The following is a 12,468-nucleotide window of genomic DNA, read 5'->3' as shown; positions in this document are numbered from 1 at the left end:
TAATGGTCGGAAGGGTGAATTAACCTCATCAACAATTGCGACACATTGTTAGCAATTTCATTGCATCTGGCTGCGCAAGGCCGATAAAATCGGCCTGCGAGCGGGTAACCGCCTTTGTCAGGACAGGGCATGAAAGTAACCATCAAGGATGTGGCGCAACGGGCGGGGGTTTCTTTCAAAACCGTCTCCCGGGTGATCAATCGAGAACCCTCGGTCAAGCAGGACACCATTGACAAGGTGGAAGCGGCGATCGCCCAGCTCAACTACCAGCCCAACCTGGCAGCCCGTAACCTGGCGGGCACCCATGCCTATGTCATCGGTTACATCTACGACAACCCCAACGCCTACTACGTCATCGACATGCAGCAGGGGATCCTTAAGGCCTGCCAAGCCGCCAACTACGAGCTGCTGATCCACCCCTGTGATGCCAAGGCCGAGGATATCTGTGATCAGCTGGTCGAGATGGTGCGCCGCTCCCGCCTGGCGGGACTGGTACTCACCCCGCCCTTTTCGGAAAGCGCCGAGATCATCGCCACCCTCAAGGCGCTCAACGTCGCCCTGGTGCGGATCGTCTCCGGCTCCGGCGAACCGGATGGGGATCCGGACTGCCTCTACATCGATGACCGGGCCGGAGCCTACGCCATCACCCAGCACCTGCTCAGGCAGGGGCACCGGGAGATCGGCTTCCTGGGCGGGGATCCCGAGCACCAATCCAGCTTTGAGCGCCTGGCGGGGTTTCGGCAGGCCCTTGAGGATCACGGCGTTGCAGTGCAGCCGGCCTTCATCCGCGAAGGGCAGTATGCGTTCGAGTCCGGGGTGGAAAATGCCAAGGCGTTGTTGGCACAAAAACAGCGGCCCACGGCGCTGGTGGCCTGTAATGACGAAATCGCCGCCGGGGCACTCTTTACCGCCCGGCTGGCGGGGGTAGAGATCCCGCGCCAGCTCTCCATCGTCGGCTTCGAAAACAGCCCCTTCTCCCGCCAGACCTGGCCCCGGCTGTCCACAGTGGACCAGCCCATCGCCCAGATCGCCCAACAGGCCACGGAGCAGCTGCTCAAGCGCCTGCAGGGCCAGGCGGTGAAGACGGCCCAACGCTTCGTTCCCCAGCCCCTGCTGCGGGACTCCTGCGATGTACCGGCGAGCGCACTGGAGCCGAGTCCGACCTGATCCCGTGCTCGCAGCGAGACCTTCGTTCTTAGTTCCTGGTTCCGAGTTCCTAGGTTCTAAAAGCTAAAAGCTAAAAGCTAAAAGCTAAAAGCTAAAAAGCATTCCATATCATGCTCTTCGAAATCGGTGTCTCGCGCCTGGTGCCTCGCTCCTGCTCTTAGGAACTAGTAACTCACACCTCGAGCCTCCTGCCCTTCAGAACCCGAAACGCGCACCGGGTGTCCGCTCTTAGGAACCAGGAAGTCGCTACTAGAATCCCGCTCCTGCTCTTGGAACCTAGAACCTAGAACCCAGCGTATCGATCCCGCTCTCAGGAACTCGGAACCAGGTACTCCCTCTTGGCGCCCGCTTTTGCCTCGGTCACACCTTAAAGAACAGCCGGTGCCGGGCCAGGAATGCCAGTACCGCCAGCTGTACCGCCAGCAGTGCCAGGCAAGCCAGCAGGGGTTGCGCCGCGGCCGGCAGGCTGTCGATCACCCCACCCATTAGGCTGCGGCTTAGGTAGCCCCAATCCACCAGTGCCGAGGCCAGGTAGATGGCGATGGCATTGCCGCCGATCAGAGCAAACAACCGCCCCGGGCGATGCCAGCCCCAGCCGTCGATCAACAGCGCAAACAGGGCCAGCAGAAGCCCGCTCCAGCCCACGCTCACCAGCACGAAACTGACGGTCCAGAGGGTCTTGTTCAGAGGAATCCAGGGAGAGATGCCATACCCTGTCAACAACAGGCCACTGCCCACCGCAGCCAGCAGCGCCAGTCGCCGGTTCAGGGCGTAGGGCGTCGACAACCAGCGTCCCACCCAGGCGCCAGCCAGGGCGTTGAGGGCGGCACTGAGGTGGGAAAACAAGCCTTCGGGGTCCAGCGGACCGCCGCCGTAAAACTGCCCCGGCAGCAGCGCCTGATCCACCCAGGCGTTGAGGGAACCGGCGGCACTGTACGGGTCGGCGCCGAAGCTGCCCTGGGTCAGGCCATAGGCCAGCATCAGCAGCCCTGCGGCCAGCAACTGGGCCCGCAGGGAGAGGTGCCAGACAATCATCGCGGCCAGGAACCAGGCCATGCCGATCCGCCCCAGTACGCTGGCGTAACGCACCGCGTCCGGTGCAAGCGGGATCCCCCCACCCCAGCCATGGTTGTACACCACCCCCAGCAGGCAGAGCAGCGCCAGTCGCTTTAAGGCCTTACGGTAGATGGGCCAGCGGGCCGACGGTGTCATCGCCCTCAAGGCCAGGGGTTTTAATCCCAGGGTGACGCCGGAGAGGAAGATAAAGAGGGGAAAGATGAGATCGTAGGCGGTCACGCCATGCCAGGCGCTGTGCTCCATCTGGTTGGCGGCCAGCTGGAAGCCGGACCAGCCGGTCAGCACCAGCAACGCGGCAAACAGCCCTTCGCCACCGAGGATCCAGAACATATCGAACCCGCGCAGGGCGTCAATCGAAAGCAGCCGGGGTCGAGACCCCGGCTGTGGTTGCGTCGCTTGGGTCATCTACGACCAGCTGCGCATCTTGTGCCCTTTGAAGGCATAGAAGAGGATGAAGCCGTAGCAGGGTATGCCGATCCAGTAAGCGGACTGGATGCTGCCGCTGATATCCGCCACCAGGCCGAACAGCAGGGGGATGATGGCCCCCCCGGCGATCCCCATAATCAGCAGTGCCGAGCCCTGGGCGGTGAACTTACCCAGCCCCTCCAGTGCCAGCGGCCATACCGCCGGCCACACCAGGGCATGGGCCAGGCCCATCATGGCCACGAAGGTCACGGAGTCCGGCAGCACCGGGATCCCACTCCAGCCCCACAGCAGGTCGGCGATAGCGGTGCTCTCCTGGGAACCCAGAGTGATTCCGACGATGCAGAGCAAGCCAGCGATGGCGGAGCCCTTCAGTGCCGTTTCCTGGCTAAAGAAGCGCGGAATGCAGGTCACGCCGATGATGTAGCCCACCACCATGAACACCATGGTGTAGGAGGTCAGGGCGGCGAAGTTTTTCACCCCCAACCCGGAGCCGTAGAGGCCGATGGTATCCCCGGCGATCACCTCCACACCCACGTAGGCGAAGAGCGCAACCGCCCCCAGAACCACCTGGGGGAAGTGGGCGATGTTGCCCTTGGCTTGCTCATCCGGAGCTTCCGGCACATCCAGCTCCGGCAAGGAGGAGAACTTCACCAAACCGATCAGCCCCAACAGCACCGCCGCCATGTAGAGGTAGGGCATTACCAGGCGGTTCGAGAGTTCACTGATCCGGGCTTCCCGCTCCGCCTCCGGCAGGGCAGCCAGGTGATCGGCGGTAAAGCCCTCGAAACCGGACAACACCATGGCGGTGAACAGCACAGGTACGATAACCCCGGCGCCCTTGTTGATGAGCCCCATGATGCTGATCCGCATCGCGGCGCTCTCCCGGGAACCGATCATCACCACGTAGGGGTTAGAGGCGGTCTGCAGGATGGTCAGGCCACTACCCAGTACGAACAGGGCGGTGAGGAATAGCGGATAAGCCGCACTCTGTGCCGCAACGATGAAGAGCAGCGCGCCCGCGACCATCAACCCCAATCCGATCGCCATGCCGTTCTTGTAGCCGGTTCGACGCAGGAGGTAGGACATCGGCAGCGCCATCACCGTGTAGGCGATGTAGAAGGCAAAAGTCACAAACAGCGCCTGGAACTCGCTGAGCTCACAGATGATCTGCAGGAAGGGGATCAACGATCCGTTCAACCAGGTGACAAAACCGAAGATAAAGAAAAGCACACCGATGATGCACATCGGCAGAAAACTGCTCTGGGTTCCCGTCTTCGCGGGGACTGCGTTGGACATATCCATTTTCTCGCCTCTGTTATTATTCCGTTGGAGCAAGTTTTTCATCAAAAAAATCAAATTCTCGGGGTACCGCCAATCCAGCACTGCTGCACCTGGAACTCGCCATCCAGCAGCACCATGTCCGCCGGACTGCCCACTTTCAGGGTGCCGTGCTGAGCCAGGCCAAGGAACTGGGCCGGGTAGCGGGCCGCCATCTTCAGTGCCCTCGCCTCCTCCACCCCAAGGCGCCGGATGCTGTTGCGCACCGCGCTGGCCATATCCAGCGCCGAGCCCGCCAGTTCGCCGGTAGGCGCAGTCAGCTTATCGCCCTCCCGCCGGATCGGCCGGCCCATCAGGGTGAAAGACTCGCCCTCGGCGCCCACCGGGGGCATGGCATCGGTCACCAACATCATCCGAGACTCCGGCCGCACCTTCAGTGCCAGCTGCAAGCTGGCATCGTGCACATGATGGCCATCGACAATGAGGCCGCACCAGGCGTCATCATCCAGCAAGGCTGCTCCGACCAGACCCGGCTCCCGGGAGGTAAAGGGGGACATGGCATTGAACAGGTGGGTGATCCCCGATGCGCCCGCCGCCAGCGCACTCTGGGCCGTGGCGAAATCCGCGTTGGAGTGACCCAGGCAGACCCGCACCCCCGCCGACACCAGCCGGGCGATCTGCTCCGGTGGCACCTGCTCCGGCGCCAGGGTCACCATCACCCGCCCCAGGTCCTGACGGCAGTACTGAGCCATCTCCGCCTCACTCAGAGGACGGATATACTCGGCGCTGTGCACCCCCTTCTTCGCCACCGACAGGTGGGGCCCCTCGAAGTGGATCCCGAGGTAGCCCGGCAGACCCGCCGCCTGTGCCTGGGCCGCGGCATCCGCGGCGGCCTCGATCACCGGCAGCTGGTCGGTGATAAGGGTGACCATCAACCCGGTACTGCCGTAACGGGCGTGGGCCGAGATGATCGCCGCAATGGCATCGGCATCGGGACGGTCATTGAAGAGCACACCGCCGCCGCCGTTCACCTGCACATCGATAAAGCCGGGTACCAGGGTGCCGGTCAGGACGACCGCCCCCGGGGGAGCCTCACCCTGCCCTATCGCCTGCACCCGCCCCTCACTGAGGGTGATCCAGGCGTTATCGATAAAGCTTTCCCCATCGAACAGGCGTTCCACCTGCCAGTGTTGTGCTTGCATGGCTCGCTTCCCCATTTCCCAGCCGTTGATTACAGGGTCTGAGTGACCTTCTTCAGCCCCTTGGGGTTGTCCGGATCGATCCCACGGGCGCGGGCCACCCGTTCCACGTCGAGATAGAAACGCTGCATTAGAGAGAGCGCCGCGATTCGCGGATGCACCGCGCCAACCTGTGACAGGGGCACCGCGTCGGCGCCACGGTTATGCAGCTCCGCCATCTGTTCATCGTGGGCCGGCTGGGACTCATCTTCGATATTGAGGCTCAGCAGGGCCAGCTTCTGCTCCACCAGCGTCACCGGACCATGGAGGAACTCGGCGCTGGAGAACGCCTCGGCATGGATCCCGCATACCTCCTTAAGCTTGAGGGCGATCTCCTTGGCCACGGCGTAGCCGAGCCCACGCCCCAGCACCACCAGATTAGTCACCGATTGCAGGGACTCCGGCGTCAACTGGGCCGGCGCTTCCACGGCGCGCTGCAGTGCCTCCGGCAGGGCCGCCACCGCAGCGCTCAGCTCCGGTTCATCCTTCCAGGAACTGACCAACTGCAGCAGGGCCGCCAGGGTCGCCAGGTAGCTCTTGGTGGCAGCCACCGCCCGCTCCTCACCCACGCCCAGGGGCATCATGTAGTCCGCCAACTGGGCCAGCGGAGACTGCTCGTCATTCACCAGAGCAACCACCTTGGCGCCCTGCTCCTGTGCCATGCGCGCCTGGGCCAGGATGTCAGGGCTGCGGCCAGACTGGGAGATCACCAGCACCAGGCCGCCCTCCAACGCCAGACGCTTACCGTAGATGCTGGAGACCGAGGGTGCCGACGCGAAGGTGGGGATCCCCATCTCGATCTCGATCAGGTACTTGGCAAACACGCCGGCATGATCCGAGCTGCCGCGGCCCACCCACATCACGAATTTTGGGGGACAGGCGCGCAGCTGGGCACCGAGTTGCGCCATGGCGGCCTGGTTGCGCTCCAGCTGTTCACCGATACGCTGTGGCGCTTCCAGCGCCTCTTTTTCCATGATACTGGTCATCGCTTAATCCTTGTTATTGGTTAGCCTGGGACGCCAGTGCGTCCTGGGCGTAATAGACGGCGCCCACTTCCGGGGCGGCTTCGGCGGCGTGCAGGCGCGCCTGGACCGACTCGGCCAGGTAGGGGATCAGCAGCGGGCCTAGGCCACCGAGCAGCGCCAAGCGGGGCGCCCCCAGGTTCAGCAGTTGCTGCGCCAGCTGGTCGATGTAGGCGGTGCCCTCGCTGAGAGTCGCCTGGGCCACGGCATCACCGTGCTCAGCGGCCTGGAACACCACTGCGGCCAGCTTGGCATAGGCGGTAGAGCGCTGACCGGCGATCTGCTCCACCCAGGCCATGGGGTCACTGCTGCCAAAATGTTGGGCCAGCAGCTCGGTCATCAGGGTATCGGCGGCGAGGCCATCACTGGCTTCCAGCGCTTGCTGGATCGCCCGCAGGCCAAACCAGGCCCCGCTGCCCTTGTCGCCCTGCGGGAAACCGTGACCGCCAATGATCTTGCCCTGGCCACCGAGGCTCAGGTAGCCACAGGAACCGGTCCCGGTGATCATGATGGCGCCATCCTTGTGGCCATGGGCACCGAGACAGGCGATGTGCAGATCCGTAGTGAGATGGAAAGCGGCGAAGGGGTGCTGCCATTGGATCATCGCCTGCTCACAGGAGGGCAGGTTTACCCCCGCCAGGCCAGCGCCCACCACGCACTGGGAGAGGGGCTGGTGGCCTAGGCCCGCATCCTGCAGTGCCAGTTCACAGGCTTCGATGATGGATGCCTGGGCCACGGCGAGGCCGTTGACCGGATTGGCGGCACCGGAGAGCCCGGTACCTATGACGCCCTCTTCGGGATGAAACAGTACGGCCCGGCATTTACTGCCACCGCCATCAATTCCCAAGATCATCGGTTGCATCTCCTTGTTCTTATTATTCATTGTGCCCCCTGTGCCAGTCGCTGCGGCCCCTCGGCCTCCAGCGTCAAACTGCGTCCGGGTCGCAGACCGTCCGCGGAGCGCGCCCGCACGGCAACCTGTCCTTTGACCGCCACCGGCTGATCAAAGGGCTGCCACTGGCCGCCCTCGGTTCGGTACTCCAGGGCCAGGCCGGGATAGAGCCCCAGGGCCTCGAGTTGGCCATTACGGATCTGTGCGCCCACGGTCGGGATCCGGTAGAAGATCCCCGCCCGGTCCAGCTTGGCCAGCTCCTGCTGACCCAGGAGGTGAGCAAAGCGTTGCCAGTCCCCCTTCAGGGCATCTTTTTCCGTGAACTGATCGGTGTCGGGACCATAGCTCTGCCCCGGACGGTAATCCAGCTCCCACTCAGCCCGGTGCCAGGCCCGCTCCGCTACCGCCAGCAGGCGGGGGAACAGCTTGTAGTGAACCAACTCGGGATCACGGACGGTTTCGGTCCACAGCTGGGCCTGGATCCCCAGGATCCGCTCTCCCGCCAGGGGCTCCGGATCTGCGGCCACGAAGGGGTTGCCCATACGGTCGAGCCAGTACTCGGCGTGCACCGGCAGGTTGTCCGGCTGCAGGCTGAACACCTTGTGGCTGTCTATCTGACGGGCCCCCCAGTAGTAACCGGTCTCCAGCGGGTCCGCCACGTAGGGGAAGTCCAGGTAGAGCGCATCCGGGGTGGAGAGCACCACGTCCCAGCCCCGCTTGAGCTGACGGTGCACCTGGTGGTGACCCTCCCAGGCCAGCACGCCCCAGGCGTAGGAGGTGATCCCCCCCTCCAGCTGGCTTGCGGCTTCCTCGAGGCCATCGCTCCAGCCACCGGCGGCGATGCCGCGCTCCTTGAGCTGGGCAGTCACCCGCTTAAGGAAGTACCCGGTGAGCTGATGGAGATTATCCAGTTCCGGGGTGCTGGCGATCAGCGCCGCACAGGCGGGGCTGGCATACCAGGCTTTCTCGGTCTCGTCCGCACCAATATGGTAGAGCGGCAGGGCAACACCGGCTTCGTCGTACATCGCCTTGACTTCGTCCAGCACCTTACCGATGAAGGCGTAGCTGGAATCGATGCAGGGGTTGAGGGTGTTATCCCGGTAGTACTGGATGGAGAGATACTCGGTGGTGTCCGTCGGGTCCAGCAGCCGGTACTGATTGGCCGCTTCGGCCTGGCCCGCCGCACTCAGGGCCTCGAAACGGCGCTCCATCGCCACCACCGCCGCCCGGGCATGGCCCGGCATATCCAGGGAGGGGATCACCTCGATGTGGCGCGCTTGGGCGTAGCGCAGCAGTTCGATAAAGCGCTCTCGGCTGAAATAGCCGTTGACCGGGCTGTTACGCTCGGTTCCTGCCCCCAACTGGGGCTGCAGGCAATCCTGCTCGCTTAGATCCGCGCAGCGGTATGCGCCGATCTCGGTCAACTCCGGCAGGCCGGGGATCGCCAGGCGCCACCCCTCATCATCCGCCAGGTGCAGATGCAGTTTGTTGAGCTTGTAGGCCGCCATCTGGTCCATCAGCGTCTCAAGCTCACTACTGGCCACGAAGTTACGGGCCAGATCCAGGTGCAGCCCGCGATAGGGATACCTGGGAGCATCCTCGATCTCAACCGCCGGCAGGGTGTCCCGACCCAGCCGGATCAGCCCCGCCAGACTCTGCAAGCCGTAGAAGGCACCGCTGTCGCTGGAGGCGAGGATCCGGATCCCGTCACTGTCGATGCTGAGCCGGTAAGCCGACTCCGGCAGGTCCGCCGCTCTTTCCAACAGGATCGCGCTGCCCTGCTCACTGGGTTCAAAACCCAGCAGGCTAAGGCGGTCCAGCGCCGCGTCCAGGTGGTGAAAATCGTTGGAGGTCAGGGTCCAGCCGCGCGACAAGGGCAGCGACTCCCCCTCACTCGGCGTGAGCGAAACCGGCGTGGGGATCAGGCCGAACTCCGGCGCCTTCGAAGCGGCTTCGGAGCGCGAGGTCAGTTCCTGATAGCGGGCATAAAGCTGGGCCGCATCCGCCAGGGGGACATTGTCCTGATCAGTGCGCTTGAGCTGCTGTTCGCGATCCGTCATCGGCACCACGTGGGGCAGCTGCCAGAGGCCGGTTTCCGCATCCCGCTGCTCCCGGGTGGAGGCGATCACCACCGCCGGGTCATCCCTCCACTCGAGCAGGTAGTTGGGGATGGCGTCGAACTCGGAGACACTCCAGAAGTTGGCACGCAGCTCAAGGTCCAGCTGCTCGCCGGGCGCCAGGCCGGTGAAGCCGGGTCCGGGGCTCAGGCGGTGCAGATCGCCGTTGATGTGGGTAAGTTCCAGCGGCCCCTCGATCCCCTGGATATAGGAGACTTGGCTCAGCACGATGGACCAGCCGGTCGCCGGCAGCGGGTGGGTTTCAGGGGTCAGGCTGAGACGGACACGGTAGCAGTGGCCATCCGCCTTGCCGGGATCGCAACCTTCATCCGGCTGGTTATCCAGTACCTGGTACTGGATCGAAAGCTGGTCGGCCACCTGTGCCGCCGACAGTGTGGAATCTGAGGTGGGCTCACTGGCCTGCTGGCATCCGGCCAGAAGCAGCAGCCCTGAGCAAAAGGCAGCTCGAAGCAACATGGTTCCTTCCCGTTGTGGGCGTCGTAATGACGCTGTGTTAAAGGTCGCCGAACGATACCCCTGTTTTGGGCGACGGACGCCTGAACCGAACAACAAGGCAGTGGGGGAAGTGCCCACCCTGGCTTCGGCACAAACCTCATGATGACAGCATCGGCCCAACAGACCGATAACCGGATGAAGCAATCATGACAACGCTGTCATTTCCTGTCCAGAACTTATTGTTATTTCCTGTTAACTGTTCACACACCTACTGACAACGCTGTCAGCCAGTGATAATTTATCGGCATTCGTCCCGGCCACCAAGGAATGTTATGCCGACACGGACCCCGGCGACCCTCCCCCTCAAGCCCAAAGCCCTGTTGATGCTGTTGATGTTGCCCCTGCTGGCCGTTGGGATCCTCGTCGGTACGGAGTCAGCGTACCTACTGCTGGGGATTGGTGGCGCACTGATCGCCAACAGCACCGGAGCCGGCGGCGGTGTGCTGTTCATCCCCGTGTTTCAGCGCCTGGCCCTGAGCCCGGAAGCGGCGGTGGCGACCTCTTTTGCCATCCAGTGTTTCGGCATGACCACCGGCGCCCTCGCCTGGTGGCGCTATGCCCGCCTGCAGCGACGTCAGGAAGCAGCCCTCAGCTGGCAGCCACTCCCCAAGCTGGTTCTGTTGCTCACACCGATAAGCTGGCTTGGACTGGCGTTGGCACACCAACTGACCCCTCCGGCCAGCCTGGAGCACAGCTTCGCCCTCTTCTCCATCCTGCTCGGTAGCGCCCTGCTGGCGCTGGCCAGACAGGTCAAGGTTGCCGCTACCGCCCTCCAGCCCTGGCACTGGCCGTTGCTGATGGTCACCGCACTGATTGGGGGGGTGATCACCGCCTGGCTGTCGGTCGGGGTAGGGGAGTTGCTGGTGTTGCTGCTGATCGCCCTTAGGATCGACGTCCGGGTGGCGGTGGCCTGCGGGGTGATGGTCAGTGCGGCCACCGTCTGGCCCGGCATGCTGTTCAGTCCACCGGGCAGCATCGCCTGGCCGGTGGTTTACCTGGCCGGCCCCGGGGCGATCCTTGGAGCCTGGCTAGCTCGACGTCTGGCCAGTGCCCTACCCGCCCTGGCCCTGAAACGCTTTTTCGCGGCCTGGATCCTGTTAACCGGTCTGCTCACCCTGTAAGGAGTTCCTGATGTCGACCTCTCCCACCCCCCTGAAAAAACTGGTGATCGTTGGCGGTGGCAGCGCCGGCTGGATGACCGCGCTCTACCTGAATCGCCATTTCAATGCCAACCAGCAGCAGGTGGCGATCACCCTGGTGGAGAGCGATGAGATCGGGATCATNATGAGCAGGAGATGATGCGGGAGTGCCAGGCAACCTATAAAAACGGGATCCTGTTCCGCCAATGGCGCAAGCCGGTGGCGGGCGAGCCTCACGAATACTTCCACCCCTTCGAGGAGAAGATGCCCCCGGGAGCCTCAGATCCCGTGACCCCCTGGCTCGCCGGCGGGCAGGGCCAGCGCTACGACCAGACGGTCAGCCTCGGCAGCCTGCTCAGTGCCCATCAGCATGGCCCCAAGGGGATCAACGCCCCGGCCTGGCAGGGGCTGGTGCCCTACGGCTACCACCTGGATGCAGTATTGCTGGGACGCTACCTCAAGCGCAAGGCGGTGGCAGCTGGTGTCGAGCACCGCCTCGCCACCATTGAGAAAGTCAGTATCGAGGGCGGTGAGATCCGCGCCCTGCACTGCCAGGATGGAACCCTGGAGGCGGACCTCTACATCGACTGCAGCGGTTTCAGCCAGGCGCTGATCGGCCCGCTCAAGGCGGACAACTGGCAAAGTTTTGAGGCGGCCCTGCCCTGCAACCGGGCGGTGGCTCTGCAACTGCCCTACCAGGATGGCCAAGCCCCTCGCCCCTACACCACCGCCACCGCACTGGGCGAGGGCTGGGTGTGGGAGATCGATCTCCAGGGGCGGCGAGGCAACGGCTATGTCTACGATGGCAACCGCCTGACCGAGGCCGAGGCGGAGGCGCAACTGCGAACGTTCCTGGGCTGTGGCGATCAGGGAGATGCCAAGCACCTCAAGATGAAGATCGGCTGCCTCAGGGAATTCTGGGTCGGCAACTGTGTGGCGGTCGGCCTCTCAGGGGGCTTTATCGAGCCCCTGGAGTCCACAGGGCTGCACCTGATCAACCTCAGCGTGCGCCTGCTCGCCACCCACCTTAACCAGGCGCGCCCGGCCCAGGCGGTGCGGGACAACTACAATCGCCTGCTCAACGGGATCTACGATGACCTCAAACGTTTCATCATCCTCCACTACTGCCTGACAGACAGGGACGACACCGAGTTCTGGCGCCAGGCCGCGCAGAGCCATCGTCACAGTCCGGTCTTGTCGGCACAGCTGACATTGTGGCAGCACAAGGTCTGCGAATACCTGGACCTAGCGGGCAGCTACAGTACGGTGTTCTCCGACGAGAACTACCGTTATGTCCTCTACGGGATGGATCACCGCCCCAAGCTGCCGACGGCAAGCGAGGCGGATGCCCAGCAGGCCCGTAACCGACTGCAGCGGTTAAACCAGCTTCTGGAGCAGGCTCTGGCCCAAAGTGCACCGCACCGGGACCAGCTGCCGGGGTAAACCTCAGGTTCGTGTTGCAGTCCGGAGTCCGTTCCTAAGTTCTAGGTCCTAGGTTCTAGGTTCTAGGTGTAGACTTCCAACACGTTGTTCACACCAAGTCGGCTGACTGGTGGTTTTCTATCCAAGCTCCCGTGGGGTCTGACGTGGTTATAC

Annotated in this window: 10 protein-coding genes; 4 read left to right on the top strand and 6 right to left on the bottom strand. The window is 63.6% G+C overall.

Features of this window, described 5'->3' with window-relative positions:
• Positions 1–129: 129 nt before the first annotated feature.
• On the top strand, positions 130–1,167 hold the full coding sequence (locus ABD997_RS09065) for a LacI family DNA-binding transcriptional regulator (protein ID WP_345316693.1): 1,038 nt from the start codon (positions 130–132) through the stop codon (positions 1,165–1,167).
• 360 nt (positions 1,168–1,527) lie between these two features.
• On the opposite strand, the gene nagX is transcribed toward ABD997_RS09065, so the two are convergent.
• The 6 genes from nagX to ABD997_RS09035 are packed head-to-tail and all read right to left on the bottom strand — an operon-like array spanning position 1,528 to position 9,694.
• Positions 1,528–2,649 carry a transmembrane glucosamine N-acetyltransferase NagX gene (nagX, locus tag ABD997_RS09060; protein ID WP_345316692.1) on the bottom strand — a complete coding sequence of 374 codons (1,122 nt, stop codon included), beginning with the start codon at positions 2,647–2,649 and terminating at the stop codon, positions 1,528–1,530.
• Entirely contained in the window at positions 2,650–3,966 is a 1,317-nt protein-coding gene (locus ABD997_RS09055; protein ID WP_345316691.1) for a sugar MFS transporter, read from the bottom strand. It abuts the gene before it with no gap.
• A gap of 56 nt (positions 3,967–4,022) precedes the next feature.
• Positions 4,023–5,150 carry an N-acetylglucosamine-6-phosphate deacetylase gene (gene nagA, locus ABD997_RS09050; protein WP_345316690.1) on the bottom strand — a complete coding sequence of 376 codons (1,128 nt, stop codon included), beginning with the start codon at positions 5,148–5,150 and terminating at the stop codon, positions 4,023–4,025.
• Positions 5,151–5,179: 29 nt separating this feature from the next.
• Positions 5,180–6,172, bottom strand: a complete 993-nt coding sequence (gene nagB-II, locus ABD997_RS09045) for a glucosamine-6-phosphate deaminase NagB-II (RefSeq protein ID WP_345316689.1) — start codon at positions 6,170–6,172, stop codon at positions 5,180–5,182.
• Positions 6,173–6,185: 13 nt separating this feature from the next.
• Positions 6,186–7,091 carry an N-acetylglucosamine kinase gene (gene nagK, locus ABD997_RS09040; protein WP_345316688.1) on the bottom strand — a complete coding sequence of 302 codons (906 nt, stop codon included), beginning with the start codon at positions 7,089–7,091 and terminating at the stop codon, positions 6,186–6,188.
• Positions 7,088–9,694: a family 20 glycosylhydrolase gene (locus ABD997_RS09035; RefSeq protein ID WP_345316687.1), complete on the bottom strand. Its 2,607-nt coding sequence runs from the start codon at positions 9,692–9,694 to the stop codon at positions 7,088–7,090. Before ABD997_RS09035 ends, nagK begins: the two co-directional genes overlap by 4 nt.
• Before the next feature lie 311 nt (positions 9,695–10,005).
• Between ABD997_RS09035 and ABD997_RS09030 the strand changes: the two genes are divergently transcribed.
• The 3 genes from ABD997_RS09030 to ABD997_RS09020 all read left to right on the top strand — a co-directional run bounded on the left by ABD997_RS09030 (position 10,006) and on the right by ABD997_RS09020 (position 12,315).
• Positions 10,006–10,854 (top strand): sulfite exporter TauE/SafE family protein, encoded by an 849-nt coding sequence (locus tag ABD997_RS09030; RefSeq protein ID WP_345316686.1) that lies wholly within the window; start codon positions 10,006–10,008, stop codon positions 10,852–10,854.
• A 10-nt stretch (positions 10,855–10,864) separates the two neighbouring features.
• Positions 10,865–11,032: a tryptophan 7-halogenase gene (locus tag ABD997_RS09025; RefSeq protein ID WP_345316685.1), complete on the top strand. Its 168-nt coding sequence runs from the start codon at positions 10,865–10,867 to the stop codon at positions 11,030–11,032.
• Positions 11,029–12,315: a tryptophan 7-halogenase gene (locus tag ABD997_RS09020; protein ID WP_345316684.1), complete on the top strand. Its 1,287-nt coding sequence runs from the start codon at positions 11,029–11,031 to the stop codon at positions 12,313–12,315. Before ABD997_RS09025 ends, ABD997_RS09020 begins: the two co-directional genes overlap by 4 nt.
• The last annotated feature ends 153 nt before the right edge of the window (positions 12,316–12,468 follow it).

It is taken from the genome of Ferrimonas gelatinilytica (assembly GCF_039544205.1).
Lineage (GTDB): Bacteria > Pseudomonadota > Gammaproteobacteria > Enterobacterales > Shewanellaceae > Ferrimonas > Ferrimonas gelatinilytica.
The sequence above is the reverse complement of the archived record's forward strand: the minus strand, read 5'-3'. Positions and strand labels throughout refer to the sequence as shown.

Coding starts and splice junctions, on each gene's coding strand:
- ABD997_RS09065 (WP_345316693.1), top strand. CDS start 130: ATGAAAGTAACCATCAAGGATGTGGCGCAACGGGCGGGGGTTTCTTTC.
- nagX (WP_345316692.1), bottom strand. CDS start 2,649: ATGACCCAAGCGACGCAACCACAGCCGGGGTCTCGACCCCGGCTGCTT.
- ABD997_RS09055 (WP_345316691.1), bottom strand. CDS start 3,966: ATGTCCAACGCAGTCCCCGCGAAGACGGGAACCCAGAGCAGTTTTCTG.
- nagA (WP_345316690.1), bottom strand. CDS start 5,150: ATGCAAGCACAACACTGGCAGGTGGAACGCCTGTTCGATGGGGAAAGC.
- nagB-II (WP_345316689.1), bottom strand. CDS start 6,172: ATGACCAGTATCATGGAAAAAGAGGCGCTGGAAGCGCCACAGCGTATC.
- nagK (WP_345316688.1), bottom strand. CDS start 7,091: ATGAATAATAAGAACAAGGAGATGCAACCGATGATCTTGGGAATTGAT.
- ABD997_RS09035 (WP_345316687.1), bottom strand. CDS start 9,694: ATGTTGCTTCGAGCTGCCTTTTGCTCAGGGCTGCTGCTTCTGGCCGGA.
- ABD997_RS09030 (WP_345316686.1), top strand. CDS start 10,006: ATGCCGACACGGACCCCGGCGACCCTCCCCCTCAAGCCCAAAGCCCTG.
- ABD997_RS09020 (WP_345316684.1), top strand. CDS start 11,029: ATGATGCGGGAGTGCCAGGCAACCTATAAAAACGGGATCCTGTTCCGC.